The 16164-nt window shown below is 66.7% G+C and carries 15 protein-coding genes; 7 read left to right on the plus strand and 8 right to left on the minus strand.

Features of this window, described 5'->3' with window-relative positions; all coding sequences use genetic code 11:
* Nucleotides 1-5: 5 nt before the first annotated feature.
* The 5 genes from P0204_RS06030 to P0204_RS06050 form a co-directional block, all read right to left on the minus strand.
* The gene (locus P0204_RS06030) at nucleotides 6-1058 is read right to left on the minus strand and encodes a complex I subunit 1/NuoH family protein (protein WP_276222563.1); all 1053 of its coding nucleotides are present in this window, start codon (nucleotides 1056-1058) and stop codon (nucleotides 6-8) included.
* Entirely contained in the window at nucleotides 1058-2740 is a 1683-nt protein-coding gene (locus P0204_RS06035) for an NADH-quinone oxidoreductase subunit D (RefSeq protein WP_276222564.1), read from the minus strand. The genes P0204_RS06030 and P0204_RS06035 overlap by 1 nt, the downstream gene beginning before the upstream one ends.
* 6 nt (nucleotides 2741-2746) lie before the next feature.
* Complete coding sequence (locus P0204_RS06040) at nucleotides 2747-3433, minus strand: NADH-quinone oxidoreductase subunit B (RefSeq protein ID WP_276222565.1); 687 nt, start codon at nucleotides 3431-3433, stop codon at nucleotides 2747-2749.
* Nucleotides 3426-3839: an NADH-quinone oxidoreductase subunit A gene (locus P0204_RS06045; protein ID WP_276222566.1), complete on the minus strand. Its 414-nt coding sequence runs from the start codon at nucleotides 3837-3839 to the stop codon at nucleotides 3426-3428. The genes P0204_RS06040 and P0204_RS06045 overlap by 8 nt, the downstream gene beginning before the upstream one ends.
* A gap of 176 nt (nucleotides 3840-4015) precedes the next feature.
* Complete coding sequence (locus tag P0204_RS06050; RefSeq protein ID WP_276222567.1) at nucleotides 4016-4666, minus strand: AIR carboxylase family protein; 651 nt, start codon at nucleotides 4664-4666, stop codon at nucleotides 4016-4018.
* Between the two features lie 104 nt (nucleotides 4667-4770).
* Here P0204_RS06050 and P0204_RS06055 point away from each other — a divergent pair, with 104 nt between their 5' ends.
* Together P0204_RS06055 and P0204_RS06060 are read left to right on the plus strand one after the other, a co-directional pair.
* Complete coding sequence (locus P0204_RS06055; RefSeq protein ID WP_276222568.1) at nucleotides 4771-6072, plus strand: HEAT repeat domain-containing protein; 1302 nt, start codon at nucleotides 4771-4773, stop codon at nucleotides 6070-6072.
* Nucleotides 6073-6130: 58 nt separating this feature from the next.
* Complete coding sequence (locus tag P0204_RS06060) at nucleotides 6131-7756, plus strand: phospholipase D-like domain-containing protein (RefSeq protein ID WP_276222569.1); 1626 nt, start codon at nucleotides 6131-6133, stop codon at nucleotides 7754-7756.
* 4 nt (nucleotides 7757-7760) lie between these two features.
* Here the strand turns inward: P0204_RS06060 and P0204_RS06065 are convergent, their stop codons facing one another.
* Nucleotides 7761-9680, minus strand: coding sequence for a Hef-associated nuclease (locus P0204_RS06065; protein WP_276222571.1), 1920 nt, complete (start codon nucleotides 9678-9680; stop codon nucleotides 7761-7763).
* Between the two features lie 154 nt (nucleotides 9681-9834).
* On the opposite strand from P0204_RS06065, the gene P0204_RS06070 reads away from it, so the two are divergent.
* Nucleotides 9835-10332, plus strand: a complete 498-nt coding sequence (locus P0204_RS06070; protein ID WP_276222572.1) for a Mov34/MPN/PAD-1 family protein — start codon at nucleotides 9835-9837, stop codon at nucleotides 10330-10332.
* Nucleotides 10329-10757, plus strand: a complete 429-nt coding sequence (locus tag P0204_RS06075; RefSeq protein ID WP_276222573.1) for an FAD synthase family protein — start codon at nucleotides 10329-10331, stop codon at nucleotides 10755-10757. Before P0204_RS06070 ends, P0204_RS06075 begins: the two co-directional genes overlap by 4 nt.
* Nucleotides 10758-10815: 58 nt before the next feature.
* On the opposite strand, the gene P0204_RS06080 is transcribed toward P0204_RS06075, so the two are convergent.
* Both P0204_RS06080 and ribH read right to left on the minus strand, forming a co-directional pair.
* Nucleotides 10816-11976, minus strand: a complete 1161-nt coding sequence (locus P0204_RS06080) for a pyridoxal phosphate-dependent aminotransferase (RefSeq protein WP_276222574.1) — start codon at nucleotides 11974-11976, stop codon at nucleotides 10816-10818.
* The gene (gene ribH / locus P0204_RS06085; protein ID WP_276222575.1) at nucleotides 11973-12383 is read right to left on the minus strand and encodes a 6,7-dimethyl-8-ribityllumazine synthase; all 411 of its coding nucleotides are present in this window, start codon (nucleotides 12381-12383) and stop codon (nucleotides 11973-11975) included. The genes P0204_RS06080 and ribH overlap by 4 nt, the downstream gene beginning before the upstream one ends.
* Nucleotides 12384-12474: 91 nt before the next feature.
* On the opposite strand from ribH, the gene P0204_RS06090 reads away from it, so the two are divergent.
* From P0204_RS06090 to P0204_RS06100, 3 genes are read left to right on the plus strand one after another with little or no spacing between them, the layout of a single operon-like run.
* Complete coding sequence (locus tag P0204_RS06090) at nucleotides 12475-14451, plus strand: flippase activity-associated protein Agl23 (protein WP_276222576.1); 1977 nt, start codon at nucleotides 12475-12477, stop codon at nucleotides 14449-14451.
* Between the two features lie 50 nt (nucleotides 14452-14501).
* Nucleotides 14502-15650, plus strand: a complete 1149-nt coding sequence (locus tag P0204_RS06095) for a 5-(carboxyamino)imidazole ribonucleotide synthase (protein WP_276222577.1) — start codon at nucleotides 14502-14504, stop codon at nucleotides 15648-15650.
* Between the two features lie 47 nt (nucleotides 15651-15697).
* Nucleotides 15698-16135 (plus strand): plastocyanin/azurin family copper-binding protein, encoded by a 438-nt coding sequence (locus tag P0204_RS06100; RefSeq protein ID WP_276222578.1) that lies wholly within the window; start codon nucleotides 15698-15700, stop codon nucleotides 16133-16135.
* Nucleotides 16136-16164 lie beyond the last annotated feature (29 nt).

Here is a 16164-nt window from a genome sequence, read left to right on the forward strand (position 1 = left end):
TGTGCTCATACGTTGACCACCCCGACGATCACGGCTGTCAGCATGAGGTTCGCGAGCGAAAGCACGAGCATGCCCTTCCAACCGATCTCGATGAGCTGATCGATACGAACACGGGGGACCGCCGACCGGGCCCACTGGGTGAACAGGAACACTGCCCACATCTTGATGATGAACCAGACGATCCCGGGGAGGACTGGCCCCGCCGGGCCACCGAGGAAGATGGTCGCGACGATAGCCCCGCCCAGGAAGATGTGGATGAACTCACCGAGGTACATCAACACGAAGTACACAGAGGAGTACTCCGTCTGGTACCCGGCGACGATCTCGGTCGGCGCTTCGGGGATGTCGAACGGGTTCCGGCCGACCTCCGCCAGGTTCGCGATCATGAACAGGACGAACGCGAACGGGTTGACGAACGCGTACCACGAGGGGATGGGACCGACCAGGGATTGCTGCTGGGCCGTGACGATCTCGCTCATCTGGAGCGAGCCGGCGAAGATGACGACCGACGCGCCCGTCAGGATGAGCGGGATCTCGTAAGCGATGTTCTGTGCCACCGCGCGCAACCCACCCAGGAACGAGTACTTGTTGTTCGAGGCGTAGCCGGCCATCACCAGGCCGACCGAGGCGATCGAGGCCGTCGCGAAGACGTACGCCAGACCGACCTCGGGATCGGCGATCTGGATGTTGTACTCCATGTCCATCGGGATGACCGCGAACCCGAGCAACGCAGAACTGGCCAGTACCAGCGGCGCGAGGTCCCAGGCCGGGCGGTCGACGCCCTCCGGGACGATCAGTTCCTTCGAGAGCAGGCGGACCGCGTCGGCGACGATGATGAGCAGCCCCAGCGGCCCCACGCGGTTGATGGCGATGCGGTCGGTGAACGCCGCGGTGATCTTCCGTTTCGCCCAGATGACGATGGCCGTGTTCGTCAGGACGAACGAGCCGACGGCGGCGGAGGCGATCAGCGCCATCACCAGGATGACCCCGGGGTTCGTCGGATCGAGCCCGAGCAGTTCCGCGAGCATCTCGGGGAGTGGTGCACCGCCGCTTTGCATCACCGATCGACCTCCCCGAGAACGATGTCGAGGCTACCCAGCGAGGCGATCATGTCCGGGATGTACTCACCCTGAGACATCTCGGGCAGCGTCTGGAGGTTCGAGAAACACGGACTCCGGATCTTGAACCGTGCCGGTTTGTCCGTCCCGTCCGAGCGGATGTAGATGCCGAGTTCGCCCTTCGCGGCCTCGACGGCGCGGTAGATCTCCTCGTCCGGGTCCGGGCGCAGCGTCCGCGGGACGTTTGCCTGGATCTCGCGGTCGTCTTCGGGCCACTGTTCGAGCAGGTCGACACACTGCTCGATGATCTTCGCGGACTCCTCGACCTCGCGCATGCGGACGAGCACGCGCGAGAAGTTGTCGCCGCCGTCCTCGGTGACGACGTTCCAGTCGAGTTCGTCGTAGTAGCCGTAGGGATCGTCCCGCCGGAGGTCGTAGTCGACGCCCGAGCCCCGTGCGACGGGACCGGTCGCGCCGTACTGTTTGACCTGCTCGGGCGAGAGAACCCCGGTGTCGACACACCGCATCTGGAAGATCTCGTTGCCCGTCACGAGGTCGTGGTACTCCTCCAGTTTCTCCGGGAGTTCGTCGAGGAAGTCCCGCGTCTTCTCGAAGAACTCCTCGCGGGGCTCGGGCAGGTCCCAGGCGACGCCGCCCAGCCGGAGGTAGTTGAACATCAGCCGCTGACCGGTGAGGTCCTCCAGGAGGTTCTGGACGATCTCGCGGTCGCGGATGCCGTACTGGAAGACGGCGGTGAAGTCACCGAAGACGTCCAGCGCGAACGTCGCCAGCGCGAGCATGTGTGCCGCGATCCGGCACATCTCCGCGGACATGGTTCGGATGACCTGTGCGTACTCCGGAACCTCGATGTCCGCGAGGTCCTCGGCCGCGCGGGCGTATGCCCACTCGTTGAGGATGCCGGCCGAGATGTAGTCCCACCGATCGGGGTAGGGCATGATCTGGTGTCGGTAGGTCCCCTGCTGGCACATCTGCTCCTCACAGCGGTGGAGATAGCCGATGTCGGGCTCGATGTCGGCGATCTGCTCGCCGTCCAGCACCGTCTTGACGTGGAGCACGCCGTGGGTCGCGGGGTGGTGTGGACCGATGTTGACGAACATCGTGTCCGGGTTCTCCTCGCTCCGGTGGTCCTCCTGGAGCGGGTTGGCGTTCTCACGCAGCGTGACGATCTGTGGCTGGTCCTGGTTGTAGTCCTGGCCGAGCGGGTGGCCCTGCCAGGTCTCGGGCAGGAGAATCCGTTCCAGGTTCGGGTGGTCGTCGTACTCCAGCCCGACGAGGTCGTAGGCCTCGCGTTCGTGCCAGTCGGCCGTCGAGTAGACGCGGGCCGCGGACTCGTTTCCGGGGTCGTCCTTCGGCGACGGGACGACGATCGACAGCTCCTGGGTCGGGTCCTCGTACTTTTTGAGGTGATAGATCGTCTCGTAGCGATCGTCGTACTCCTGGCCGGTGACACAGGAGAGGTGATCGAAGCCGGCTTCGGTCCGTAGTTGCGAGAGGACTGCCTGTACCTCGTCGGGGCGGATGACGAAACCCTCGGCGTTGACGTGCTGTTCGCGCTCGAGGACGTGTCCGTCGAGCATGGCGGCCAGCGCGTCGTAGTCGAGCCCGTCGTCGGTCACTCCGACATCGACCGTCGTGTCCGGTGTAGGTTCTTCGAGACTCATTGGTAGTCAGGGCGAGTTGTCCCAGTTGTACCGCATCACGAGGTCCTCCTCGTCGACCTCGTCGGCGAGCTTCTGGACGAGTTCGTCCTGTTCGAGGTCGCCGAACTGCTCCAGTTCGTATGGTTTGACCGTCACCGGCGATGACTCGCCGTTGGCGATCCGTTCCTGGAGCTTCGCGACGCCGTAGATCAGCGCCTCGGGCCGGGGCGGGCAACCGGGAACGTGGATGTCGACCGGGATGACCTCCTCGGCGCCCTTGACGACGTTGTACCCCTCCTGGAACGGGCCGCCGGAGACGGTACAGGAACCCATCGAGACGACGAACTTCGGCTCGGGCATCTGGTCGTAGACCCGCTTCATCCGCGGGGCGAACTTCGAGACGATGGTCCCCGGGACGATGATGACGTCGGCCTGCCGCGGTGAGGCCCGCGGGACGCCGGCACCGAAGCGATCGAGGTCGTGTTTGATCGCGTAGGTGTGGATCATCTCGATGCTACAGCAGGCGATCCCGAACTGTAGCATGAACATCGAGGAGCCCCGCACCCAGTTCATGAACTGGTCGAACTTGGTGAGGATAAACGGCGTCGAGCCGAACGCTTCCCGCAGTTTGGAGTTGAAGCGGTCGTCCGCGCCCTCGCCCATCCGGGCCTCTCGTGTCGATACCTCGGTCGGCGGTGTTTGGTCACTACTCATATGTATCTGCCCCCTTCGTTACCGACGGGTTACGCACCCATTGGACCGCGCCGTTACGCCACGCCCAGGCGAGTCCGACGACGAGGATGCCGACGAACACCGCCATCGGCAACAGAACCCTGGTGATGCCGACGGCCGACACCGCATCTCGGTAGATGAGGGTCCACGGGAAGATGAGGACCGTCTCGATGTCGAAGACCACGAACAGCAGCGCGACCATGTAGTACTGGATGTTGAAACGGATATGTCGGCTGCTGCCAGTCGGCACCTCACCGGACTCGTAGGTGGTTCGTTTGCCTTGTTCGGGAACGCTCGGCCGGAGAAGGCTCGACGCCGTCATCATCCCCAGCGGGATTGCGAGCCCCACGAGCGCGAGCGCACCGATGGCAATCCATGCATTACTCATTCCGGAATCTCCTATCGTTCGCCGGTTAGGTGTACTCGCATATAAGGGTTCATTGTTCGGGTTTCGAGTGAGTCACGCCCCGTCGGCGGGGTTCGTCTGTGACGCGATGCGCGGGTCGCCAGACACCCGAGCGAACACTACCACGGCAGTTCGACGCCGGCCACCTCGCCCGCCGGTTATTCGTCCCAGTATTCGGCCTTGAACCCGGGCGTTCCCAGTTCGTGGAGGTCCCGCGAAACGTCACCGACCCCTTCCTGGAGACCCTGATGGTACTCGATCAGTCGTTCGCGGAGGTCCTCGTGCTCGCGTGCGAGGATCTGGACGGCACTCAGTGCGGCGTTGAACGACTTGCCCGCGTCGACGGCAGTGATCGGTGCCCCCTGTGGCATCCCGATGACCGAGTCGACGGACTTCTCCTGGACGGGGACGCCGATGACCGGCAACGGGTACGCGATCGAGGCGGTCATGTTCGGGAGGTCGGCCGACTTCCCCCCGGCACCAGCGATGACCACGTCGAGACCACGGTCGGCAGCGGTCTCCGCGTACGCGTACATCAGTTCCGGGGTCCGGTGTGCCGAGACGACGAACGTCTCGAAGGTGAACCGAGCGTCGGGGGCGTCGGCGTAGTCGGTCTGTTCCTCGAAGCCGAGTTCCTCCGCGAGCGCGGCGTACGCGCCCGGCCGTTTCCCCTTCCCGCCGGCCATCGTCGCCAGATCCGAGTCGGATCCCATGACGATTCCCACGTCGGGTGTCAGTTCGTCGGGCTGATCCGTCGCCGCTTCCTCGTGGAGTTGGTCGATCAGGGACTGCACGCTGTCGGCTGTCATAGCCCAGGCTCCACGGCGGGGAACCTAAGCGTATGTGGTTTCGCTCACGCCGACCCCAGCCAAGAAAGGAAACGCTCTTGCCCCACACCGACACATCGTCGTACATGAGCAACGGGGACGACGAGGCACCCGAGGACGAGACCGAGGCGCCCACGGACGACGCCGCGGCGTCTGACGACAGCGCCGGCGCGGACGTGACCGCCGACGCACTCGAATCACGGCTCGACGAGGCCGAGAGCGCCCTCGATGGCGCCGAGACCGAGGCCGACCTCGACGAGATCGAGGCGACACTGGACGACATCGAGAGCGCGCTGGAGTCGGCCGACCTCCCGGAGCCGGACGAAGACGACGAGGACGCCGAGAACCCCCGAGAGGAATTGGAGTCGAAGCTCTCGGACCTCCGGGACGGCCTCGAAGCGCAACGCGGCCCGTACGCCGAGGACGTCGTCGGGATCGTCGAGACCGCACAGTCGACGGTCAACGACAGCGAGTGGACCGAAGACGGCGAAGGCGAAGCACTCGAAGCGGTCCGGTCGTTCCTCGAGACGGCGAGCGACCACGTCACCCACGACGCCGACACCGAGACGGACCTCATCAACGCTGGCTCCGCGCTTGAGACGGTCGCCGACGCGATCGACGCCGCCGGGCTGGACGCCGACGAGGACGCCGACACGATCACCTCGCTTCTGGAGGTCGCCGAGACGCTAGCAGACGATCTGGAGGCCGCGGAGGTCTGGGACGATCTGACCGTCCGGGAACAGCTCGACGCACGGGGCTTCTACGATATCCTGACCAACGAGAACCGCAAGGACTTCCCACCCGAGTGGAACGCGGCCAAACTCCACGCGAAGCAGGGCAACATCGAAGACGTCCTGTTCGCGTTCGAGAAGCTGGGCTCGGAGTTCATGGACGAGTACATCATCGACATCTTCTATCACCTCGGGAGCGACGCCGAGCCGGCCTTCGAGGCGATGCACGAGAAGGCCCAACGGCGCGACAAGGGACCGATCAAGGTACTCGGGAAGATCGGCGACGACCGTGCCTGCGAGACGCTCCACGACTTCATCGACGGGGACGGCGACCCCGCACTCCAGAAGGTGACGCTGCGCGCGCTGGGCTCGATCGGCAGCCCCGACTCCGTCCAGCCGGTCGCGAACTGTCTCGACTCGGAGAACGAAGACATCCGCTCGGTGGCCGCACGCACGCTGGGCCTGCTCGGCGATACCCGTGCGGTCGAACCGCTCGCTGACCTCCTCAAGAGCGACGAGAGCGACCAGGCCCGCGCGTCGGCCGCGTGGGCACTGCGCCAGATCGGCACCGAGCGCGCGCTCGACGAGGCCGCACAGTACGTCGACGACCGCGCGTACCTCGTCCAGGCAGAGGCCGAGAAGGCCGCAAGCGCCTGATCCATCGCTCGTCCCCACGGCCGAACCTTCTTGTACCGAAGGGCGACCAAACTCTCCGATGCGGTCGTCCGTCGCCTTCGCGTTGATCTGCCTGCTCGTCACCCCAGCTATCGGTCCCCCGGTCGCTGCCGGCCCGGGATCGACTTCGACCGCGACCGATCCGTCGATTCACGCGGTCTACCCGAATCCCGTAGCCGGTGGCGACACCGGCGAGTTCGTCGTCCTCGACGTTCCCGAGCGGACCGGTCTCAGTCGATACGCGCTCTCGGACGGCCAGTCAACGGTCACGCTTCCGAACGAGACGGTCACCGGAACGGTCGCGCTGACCGCGGCGCCGGACGCCGTCCGACCACTCGTTGATCATCCCGTCGTCGCGCTCCCGGACCACCCGGAACTGGCCAACAGCGGCGAACGGGTCCGGCTCGTCGCCGACGGTGAGACGATCGACAGCGTCCGCTACACCGACGCCGAGGAGGGAGCCGTCGGCGTCGTCGCCGGCTCCACGATCCGCTGGCGACCACTCGGTGCTTCGGACAGACCGATCGTCACCGCGGGCCGCGGGTCCGTCCGGGCGTTTACGCTCCCGGACGCGCCCGGCGCCCCACTCGGACCCCTTCGAACCGCCGAGAGTCGGGTCCTGCTGGCCGGCTACACCCTCACCTCCGAGCGGGTTGCCGACGCCCTGATCGCGGCAAAACGACGCGGAGCGAAGGTGCGTGTGCTGCTGGAGGGCGACCCAGTCGGCGATCGGACTCGTACCGAGGCACGAACACTCGACCGTCTCACCGACGCCGGCGTCGAGGTGCGGTTGCTCACGGGGCCGCGGGCACGCTACCGCTATCACCACGCGAAGTACGCGGTCGCCGACGGGAGCGCGGTCGTCCTGACCGAGAACTGGAAACCGGCCGGGACCGGCGGCAACAGCAGCCGCGGGTGGGGTGTCGTGACCGAACAGCCGAGCGTCGTCGAGGGGCTGGCGACGACGTTCCGCGCCGACGCGGGATGGCGAGACGGGACGGCCTGGCGCTCCTACCGGCGTGGCCGTCAGTTCGAACGTGGCGAACGGGCAGTCGGGAGCTACCCACGACGCTTCGAACCGACGAGCGTCCCGGTCGAGCGGACGGAGCTACTGGTCACACCCGACAATGCACAGCAACGTCTGATCGAGACGATCGACGACGCCGACCGGCGAATCGCCGTCGTCCAGCCGACGGTCGGCGGGTGGGACGAGCCGCTTCTGCGGGCGGTGCGTCGGGCGGCCCAGCGCGGCGTCGAGGTCCGCCTGCTCCTGAGCGACGCCTGGTACGTCCGCGAGGAGAACCGAGCGACGGTCGAGCGGTTCCGGGAGTGGGCCGACCGGACCGACAGCCCGCTCTCGGCCCGCGTCGCCGACCCCGCCGGCCGGTACGAGAAGATCCACGCGAAAGGCGCGGTCGTCGACGACCGCGTCGTGGTCGGCAGCCTCAACTGGAACGAGCAGGCCGCGACCACGAACCGGGAGGTCGTCCTCCTCCTCCACGGCTCGGAGGTGGCGTCGTACTACCGGGAAGTGTTCGACGCCGACTGGCAGGGCGGAAGAAGTGGCTTACCGCTCGAACTACTGGGAATCGGTCTCGGCGTCGGGATCGTAGCCGTGCTGGCGTTGCGTCGAGTTGAGTTCGCGGAGACCGTCGGACGAGGCTGACCGATCAGACGTCGACGTCTTCGGGGAGCGCCGTCGAACTCCCGAGTTCCTCGTCGATCTCGGCCTCGGCCATCTTCTCGACGAGGGCGTCGAGCACCTCGTCGCGCATCCCGGAGACGAACTTGATCGAGCCGACGACGAGGTGGCCCCCGCCGGAGACCCCGCCGCCGTCGACCTCCGCGGTCAGTTCGCTGACCATCCGCGGGATGTCCAGCCGGACGCCGTCGCTCCGGAGGACGGCGAAGTCGGGACCGTAGCCGATGGTGATGACCGGGTCGCCGGTCTCTGCCACCTTCCGGTCGTGGATCTCGCCGGTGGTCTTCCCTGGAGCGGGATAGGTAAAGCGGTGGGCGTGGTTCTCGACGTCGATCCGGTAGAGGTGGGCACCGTTGTCGAGTCGCTCGTGATCGACGTGGTGCATCGCGGCGTCGAGTTGGTCCGCCACGTCGCGCTCGGCCCGGTCGGCGAGGAACTCGACGATCTCCTCGTGGCGTCCGCGGTCGTCACAGTCGACGTTGAGCACGTCGGTCACGAGCTGTTCGCCGGAGCTGTAGCGAAGCCAGTGGGTCGCGTAGTCGAGCGCCTCGCCGATGTCCCGCAAGTCGCCCTCGTCGTAGCCCATCTCGCCGGCGAGTTCGAGGTAGTCCGCCATCGCCTCGCCCTCGGAGCGATCCGAGAGGCCGGCGACGGCAGGGACGTGCTGGAGTCCCTCGCTCAGCGTCGGGTCGATCATCCGGGCGAGTTCGACACAGAGCATCCCGGTCGTGATCCGGTAGTCCTCGTCGTGGAGATACGGATTGACGTGGTGCTCGATGAGCGGTTCGACGGCCTCGGGGTCGGGGTGGTGGTGGTCGACGACGACCACAGGGATATCGTAGTGCCGGAGGTTCCGGTAGGCCGGCGTGTCCTCCTCGGTCGAGCCGTTGTCGAGCATCAACAGCATCGGGAGCTTCTGGCCGTGGCGGGTCCGGTCCTCCAGCGCGAAGTTCAGGTCCCGGGTGACGTCTTCCATCTCGTAGTAGGGGGCCTTGCTCGGCAGGCGCTTGAGGAGGTGCTGGGGCGCGTCGCTGTCCTCGTACTGCTCGGCGATAAATCGCTGGAGCGCGACCTGCAGCGGGACGCTGGCACAGAGCCCGTCACCGTCGGCGTGGTGGCGCATCCGGATCGGCCGACCGGCGAGTACCGTCCGGCGGAGTTCGGTCGCGACCTCCCGCAGGTCGTCCCAGAGCTTCTCGAAAGCCGGCCACTCGACCAACGGGTCGATATCGGCCGGCTCGGCCAGTTCCGAGAGGGCGGCGTCGAGGTCGTCCCGCACGGCAGCCGCCGGCTCGCCGTCGAGGACGGTCAGCGATTCGACCTCGATCTGGACGCCGCCGTCCCGCTCCTCGGCGCGGCCGGCGATCCGGACGATGTCGTCGATCTCGACGCCGGGATGGGCGCGGACACCGGCCTCGTCGAAGGCCGCACACGGGACAACGCCGGTCGTGTCCCGGAGCTGGAACACGGTCGGACCGCCGGTCTGTTTGATCTGGACGACGGTCCCCTCGACGATCACAGTATCACCGGTCGCGCCGCCGAGGTCGGCGACGGTCGTCAGGTCGCCGTGAGCGACCGGTTCGAGCCGGTAGTCGTCGAGTCGGACCTCGTCGAAGCTGAGGTCGCCATCGGGGCGGACCTCGGCGAGTTCGACGACGAGTTCGTCGCCGACGTCGTAGTCGCCCAGCAGGTTCGAATCGTGGACGAGTCCGGAGACGGTATCGGAGAGATCGACGAAGACACCGTACTCGACGACGCCGTTGACAGTCGCGAGGTAGCGGCCATCGTCCTCCAGATCGTCGGCGGTACACTCTGCAGCGAGATCGTAGACGACAGTCCCCCCATCGGGGACCGCGGCACCGTCGTCGGTGCCGGTTGGCGAAGACATTTACCGTCACTTCGGTGTTGTGCCGTTTGTACTCTTCGGAATCGCTGGGTAGCGCCGCTCGATCCGAGCGACGATAATTGGCCGGGAAAGCACGGGACGCGAGCCCGCTGGCCGGAGACACAACCCTTAGAAGCCAGCCCCACCGACTGTGTGTATGGCGTTGTTCCGCTCGGGCGGTATCCTCGGTATCGCCGAGTCCGCACTGGAGTTTGCACGTGCCGCCTCGGAGGAGTCACACCCCAACGAGTACATGGGGCTGCTCCGTGGCGACGACGCGACGAAGGTCGGACTCGACGAGGACGGGACGGTCCTGACCGACGTGCTCGTCATCCCGGGCACCGAATCGAACCCGGTGAGTGCGACCGTCAAGACGAGTATGGTCCCCAACGATATGCGCGCCGCGGGGTCGATCCACTCGCACCCCAACGGCGTCTTACAGCCCAGCGACGCCGACCTGGCGACGTTCGGTCGGGGTGACGTCCACATCATCCTGGGGTACCCGTACGGCCCCGACGACTGGCAGGCCTTCGACAACGAGGGCCAACCGATCGACCTCCCGGTACTCGACGTCGCCCCGCCGGAGGAGACGTTCTTCGATTTCGACCAGTCGGACATCGACCGCGAACTGCGCGACGAGGAGTTCGACTCGTGACGCGGGTCGTCGCACAGGGGACCTTCGACATCCTCCACCCCGGACACGTCCACTACCTCCGGGACGCCGCCCGGATGGGCGATGAACTCCACGTCATCGTCGCGCGCTCGGTCAACGTCACGCACAAGGAGCCGCCAGTGGTGCCCGACGAGCAACGGCGGGAGATGGTGGCGTCGCTGAAGCCGGTCGACGAGGCCCATCTGGGCCATCCCGAGGACATCTTCGTCCCGATCGAACGGCTCGAACCGGACGTGATCGCGCTGGGATACGACCAACATCACGACATCGAGAAGCTCCGGAACGCGCTCTCCGAGCGCGGTATCGACTGTGACGTCCGGCGGGCGAGCCCGCTGGAACAGGAGGGCGACGAGTCCCTCCTCTCGACCGGTCAGATCATCGCCCGCGTGCTCGACGAGCGCGAGTGAACACGGTCCGGACGGCGTGTCGTGAAAAGGGCTGTACGCCGACTCGCTGGATGGACCGCTACAGCAGGTCGTGCTCGGCCAGTCGGTCGACCGCTTCCTGCAGGCGCTCCTTGCTGTTGGCGTAGGAGATACGGGCGTAGCCGGGCGTCCCGAACGCGCTGCCGGGGACCGTCGCGACCTGGGCCTCCGAGATCGCCTTGTCACACCACTCGGTGTCGTCGCCGTCCGGGGCGATCTCCGGCATCATGTAGAACGCGCCCTCTGGCTCGGGGACGTGGACGCCGTGATCCTCGAACAGGCCCATCAGGAACTCGCGCCGTTCCGCGAACGCCTGGCGCATCTCCTCGACGGCCTCGTCGGTGTTGGTGATCGCTTCGACGCCGGCGTGCTGGACGAAGTTCACCGCACAGGAGACCGAGTGGGAGTGGACCTTCCCGGCCTGCGAGACCAGTTCCTCCGGGGCCGCGAAGTACCCCAGCCGCCAGCCGGTCATCGAGTAGGCCTTCGAGAAGCCGTTGAGGGTGACGGTCCGGCCCTCCATACCGTCCAGAGTGCCCAGCGAGACGGCCTCGGCGCCGTCGTAGGTGATCTCCTTGTAGATCTCGTCGGAGATCACAGTGATATCGTGTTCGACGGCCAGGTCACGGACGCCCTCCATCGCCTCGCGGGAGTAGACGGCACCGTGGGGGTTGCCCGGCGAGTTGACCACCAGCAGTTCGGTGTCGTCCGAGACCGCGGCCGCGAGGTCGTCGAGTGCGCCCGCTAGCTGGAAGTCGTGAGCGGCGGTGTCGACGCGAGTCAGCGTCCCGCCGGCGAGTTTCGCCATCGCCTCGTAGGAGACCCACGCCGGGTCCAGCAGGGCCACCTCGTCCCCGTCGTCGATGATCGTCTGGAAGACCTCGTAGAGGGCCTGCTTCCCACCGGGCGTGACGATGAGGTTCTCCGGGCCGTACTGGGTCAGGCCGTCGTCGTGGAGCTTCTCGGCGATGGCCTCCTTGAGTTCCGGGATACCGTTCGAAGGAGTGTAGCCGGTGTGGCCGGCGTCGAGAGCGTCCTTGGCAGCGTCTTTGATGTTCTCGGGGGTATCGAAGTCGGGTTCGCCGACCGAGAGGTCGACGACGTCTTTCCCCTCGGCCTCCAGTTCGGCGGCCTTGTTGCTGATCGCGAGCGTCGCGCTCGGCTCTACACGTTCGACTCGGGATGCGAAGTCCATAGTCATGGTAGTTGGGTAGCGAGTTCGATGGCGCTCGTGACTGCCGAGCCGCCCTTGTGAGTCCGTGCCTCGGCTTCGGCCGTACTCATGCCGGGGCCGATGATCCCCAGCGTGACGGGCGTGTCGCGGTCGAGGGCGACGTCGGTCAATCCCTGTGCCGCCGCGTCGGCGATGACCGCGTCGTGGGCGGTGTCGCCTTCGACGATAACGCCGAGGACCGCGACGGCATCGACATCGTCCCGGCGTGCCAGCCGGTCGGCGGCGAGCGGCGTGTCGTAGGAGCCGGGGACAGCCACCGTCTCGACCACGTCGGCGTCGTGGTCGGCGGCGGCCTGTCGGGCCGACTCCTCCATCTCCTCGACGACTTGCCCGTGTTTGTCGTACTGGGCGACGACCAGTCCGAGCTGCACCATACTCGTGTGGGTGGCTGTTATCCCTAAAGAACTACCGTTCCGGCTTCGGGAAACCAGAAGTGTTCTAACGACCGCTGTTCACACACCGGGTATGGCTGTGCCGCCCCGCGAACTCTCGCGGCTGAAACGCCTGCGGGAACGTGTCGCTGCCTGGGCCGACGGCGACGACTACGCCGTCGCCAAGGTGGTCCTCGGAATCACCCTCCTGTCCGTCGCCCTCCGGGTCGTCGGTCTCGGTTCCCGGGTCGCCCACTACGACGAGGGACGGGTCGCCTACTGGGCGCTGAACCTCGCCGAGACGGGATCGTTCACCTACCGGTACATCATCCACGGCCCGTTCATCCAGCACGTCGACGCCTGGCTGTTCTCGCTCCTGGGAACGAGCGACCTGATCATGCGACTCCCCGTCGCGCTCGTCGGGGGACTGTTACCGGTGACGGCACTGCTCTTCCGTGAGCACCTCCGCCGGGAGGAGATCGTCGGCGTCGCCGCCTTCCTCGCGTTGAACCCCCTGCTGCTGTACTACTCGCGGTTCATGCGCAGCGACGTGCTCGTCGCCGCGTTCATGTTCACCGCCTTCGGCCTGCTCGTTCGGTTCTACGACACCCGGAAGGCCCGCTATCTCTACGGCGTCGGCGCGTTCGCTGCGCTGGGGTTCGCCTCGAAGGAGAACGCCATCGTCTACGTCGTGACCTGGTTCGGGGCGACCGGGCTCTTGCTGGCGAAGGTTCTGGTACTGCCCAACGGCTACCGCGACGCGGCGTCGTTTCTCGCCAGTGTCCCGTCGCCGTCGGCGATCTGGAACCGGATGGCCGGTCGCGTCCGCGCGGACGTAGCCCTCGTCGTCGAGACTGTTCGATCGTTCCGCGAGCGACACGGAACCCCCTGGCAGGTGGTCGTCGCCTACGTCGGCCACGTCGGGATCGGGCTGGCGATCTTCCTCGCCGTCTCGCTGTTCTTCTACGCGCCACGTGGAGCCGGACTGGCCGGCATCCAGCACCCGCCGGCGACACCCACGGCCGACAGCGTCAACTTCTGGAACGGCGTGACCAACCCGGCGATGTTCCCGGAGTTGGTCCAGGTGACTTCCGACCGAGTGATCGAGCAGTACAGCAACTGGTTCAACCCGGCCTCCGAGCGGGCGACGACCACCGGCGAGAGCACGTTTCAGGAACGTTTCGACCGGTTCTACAAGGAAGTCGACGGTCACTACGGGATCCTTTTAGAGGCGCTTGCCTACACCTGTGGCCCGCTGGTCGCCTTCTCCGCGTTCGGCTACGCGCTGGATCGGCTGGGTTCGATCCGGCCGCGACATCTCGTCCCGTTCGCGGCCTACTGTGGCTACGTCTCGATCGTCGGCTACCCGATCGGCACCGACATCGGCAACCCCTGGATCGGTGCCCACGTCGTGGTTCCCCTGGCGATTCCGGCCGGCGTCGGTGTCGCCGCGATATTCCGCTGGGGTGTCGAAGCGCTCTCGGCCGACGACGTGACCGGCGTCGCCACGTCCGCGCTCGTGCTCGTTCTCGTCACCGCACTCGTGGGCAACGTCGCCGCCACGACCGTCTACAGCAACGCCCACGAGGAGTCGAACCCGCTCGTCCAGTTCGCACAGCCCCAGGAGGAACTGCGCAGCGACCTCACCGCGATGGAGCGCATCGCCCGCGACAACCAGGGGACCGACGTGGTGGTCTACTACGGGGAGAGCGGCGACAACTTCGACGACGGGAGCGCCTACGTTCAGGAGAACCGCGACGAGTGGGGCGAGGCCTTCTGGAACCTGCGGCCGACCTGTCTGAAGTGGTACAACACCCTGCCGTTGCCGTGGTACTTCGCCTCGGGGGAGATGGAGACCGTCTGTGAGAACGACCGCGAGCAGTTGAGTCGGATGGTCAGCGACGAACAGCCACCGATCGTCATCACACAGCCGTTCGACGGGACACAGCCAGGGAAACAGCTCGGCCCGGCCGGGTACGAACGGCGCACCCATCAGCTACGGACTGGCGGGTACAAGAACACGTTCACCGTCTGGATTCACGAGTCACACACCGACCAGCGCCCGTCGTAGTCAGGCAAAGAGAGAACCCTTAACCCGACCGCTGAGGTATCGCCCGGTACATGACACTCTCCTCGCCAGGGCCGACCGTCGGGATCGTCGGCGGTGGCCAACTCGGCCGGATGCTGGGGGAAGCGGCTGCCCCGCTTGGGATCGACCTCGTGGTCTCGGACCCGACGCCGGAGTGCCCGGCGTTCCCGGTCGTCCACGACCAAGTCGTTGGTGAGTTCGACGACCGCGAGACGCTCCGGGAACTCGCCGAACGCGCCGAGTATCTGACCTACGAGATCGAACTCGCGGACCCGGACGTGCTGGAAGCGGTCGCCGAGGCGACCGGAACACCCGTCCACCCGGCGCCGGAGACGCTGCGGACCATCCAGGACAAACTCGTCCAGAAGCGCCGACTGGCCGACGCGGGCGTCCCCGTCCCGGCGTTCCGCGCGGTCGAGAGCGCCGACGACCTCCGGGAAGCCTGCGACGAGCTGGGCTACCCGGCGATGCTCAAGGCCCGGACCGGCGGCTACGACGGTCGCGGGAACGTTCCCGTCGAGGGACCGGACGACGTGGAGGCGGCGATCGACACCGTCGCCGGGCCGGCGATGGTCGAGGAGATGGTCGATTTCGAGCGGGAGCTGGCGGTCATGGGCTGTCGCGGCGACGGCGAGCGGGCGACGTTCCCGGTCACCGAGACGGTCCACGAGGAAGAGATCCTTCGCGAGATGGTCGCGCCCGCACGAGCGAGCGAGCGGGTCCGAGAGCACGCCCGCGAAGTCGCGCTGGAGGTGCTGGACGTGCTGGACGGTCGGGGCGTGTTCGGGATCGAGCTGTTCCAGACCGGCGACGACCGCATCCTGCTCAACGAGATCGCGCCCCGGCCCCACAACTCCGGACACTGGACCATCGAGGGGTGTCACACCTCGCAGTTCGAGCAACACCTCCGGGCGGTGACCGGCCGACCACTCGGCCCGACCGACCAGCGGTTCCCTACGGTCTCGACGAACATTCTCGGGGATGTCGACGACCGGCAGCCTGCGACGCTCTCGGGCGAGGGGCCGGTCTTCGAAACCGATCGGGCCCACCTCCACTGGTACGGCAAGCGCGAAGTGTACGACCTCCGGAAGATGGGACACGTCACGTTGACCGGCGAGGATCGCGAACGACTACTCGCGGACGCGCGGGATCTGCGATCGGGGCTGACGTTCCGGGCGTAGCAGTTCGGAACCGAGGTGTCTTTGTCCGTCCAGTCCCGAACGCGACCATGGAGCGACGGGCCTACCTCCGGGCTGTCGGCGCGGTCACAGTAGCTGGCCTCGCCGGGTGTATCGGCACTAGCGGCACGAGCGCCGAGTACGACGTCGGAATGTCCGCCAGAGCGTTCCGCCCAGAGACGATCGAGGTCGCGCCGGGGACGGAGGTGGTCTGGCGCAACACGAGCAAGCAGGGCCACTCCGTGACGGCCTACGAGTCCGGCCTTCCTGAGGGGGCCGATTACTGGGCCTCCGGCGGCTTCGACGATGAGGAGAGCGCCCGGGAAGCGTGGGGTGCAGGCGACGGCGGGACCCTCTTCGAGGGCCAGAGCTACAGCCACACCTTCGAGATCCGCGGGGAGTACCCGTACTTCTGTATCCCCCACGAACGGGGCGGGATGGTCGGAACCGTCGTCGTCACTGACGACCCCAGCACGACGACGGGATAGCCGGCGTCGCCACTTCGAAGCGGCGCGAC

This window comes from Haloarcula halophila, assembly GCF_029278565.1.
GTDB classification, from domain to species: Archaea; Halobacteriota; Halobacteria; order Halobacteriales; family Haloarculaceae; genus Haloarcula; species Haloarcula halophila.

Bases quoted from the DNA above. Each gene is read 5' to 3' on its own strand.
- P0204_RS06030 (WP_276222563.1), bottom strand. From the start codon at position 1,058: ATGCAAAGCGGCGGTGCACCACTCCCCGAGATGCTCGCGGAACTGCTC.
- P0204_RS06035 (WP_276222564.1), bottom strand. From the start codon at position 2,740: ATGAGTCTCGAAGAACCTACACCGGACACGACGGTCGATGTCGGAGTG.
- P0204_RS06040 (WP_276222565.1), bottom strand. From the start codon at position 3,433: ATGAGTAGTGACCAAACACCGCCGACCGAGGTATCGACACGAGAGGCC.
- P0204_RS06045 (WP_276222566.1), bottom strand. From the start codon at position 3,839: ATGAGTAATGCATGGATTGCCATCGGTGCGCTCGCGCTCGTGGGGCTC.
- P0204_RS06050 (WP_276222567.1), bottom strand. From the start codon at position 4,666: ATGACAGCCGACAGCGTGCAGTCCCTGATCGACCAACTCCACGAGGAA.
- P0204_RS06055 (WP_276222568.1), top strand. From the start codon at position 4,771: ATGAGCAACGGGGACGACGAGGCACCCGAGGACGAGACCGAGGCGCCC.
- P0204_RS06060 (WP_276222569.1), top strand. From the start codon at position 6,131: ATGCGGTCGTCCGTCGCCTTCGCGTTGATCTGCCTGCTCGTCACCCCA.
- P0204_RS06065 (WP_276222571.1), bottom strand. From the start codon at position 9,680: ATGTCTTCGCCAACCGGCACCGACGACGGTGCCGCGGTCCCCGATGGG.
- P0204_RS06070 (WP_276222572.1), top strand. From the start codon at position 9,835: ATGGCGTTGTTCCGCTCGGGCGGTATCCTCGGTATCGCCGAGTCCGCA.
- P0204_RS06080 (WP_276222574.1), bottom strand. From the start codon at position 11,976: ATGACTATGGACTTCGCATCCCGAGTCGAACGTGTAGAGCCGAGCGCG.
- ribH (WP_276222575.1), bottom strand. From the start codon at position 12,383: ATGGTGCAGCTCGGACTGGTCGTCGCCCAGTACGACAAACACGGGCAA.
- P0204_RS06090 (WP_276222576.1), top strand. From the start codon at position 12,475: ATGGCTGTGCCGCCCCGCGAACTCTCGCGGCTGAAACGCCTGCGGGAA.
- P0204_RS06095 (WP_276222577.1), top strand. From the start codon at position 14,502: ATGACACTCTCCTCGCCAGGGCCGACCGTCGGGATCGTCGGCGGTGGC.
- P0204_RS06100 (WP_276222578.1), top strand. From the start codon at position 15,698: ATGGAGCGACGGGCCTACCTCCGGGCTGTCGGCGCGGTCACAGTAGCT.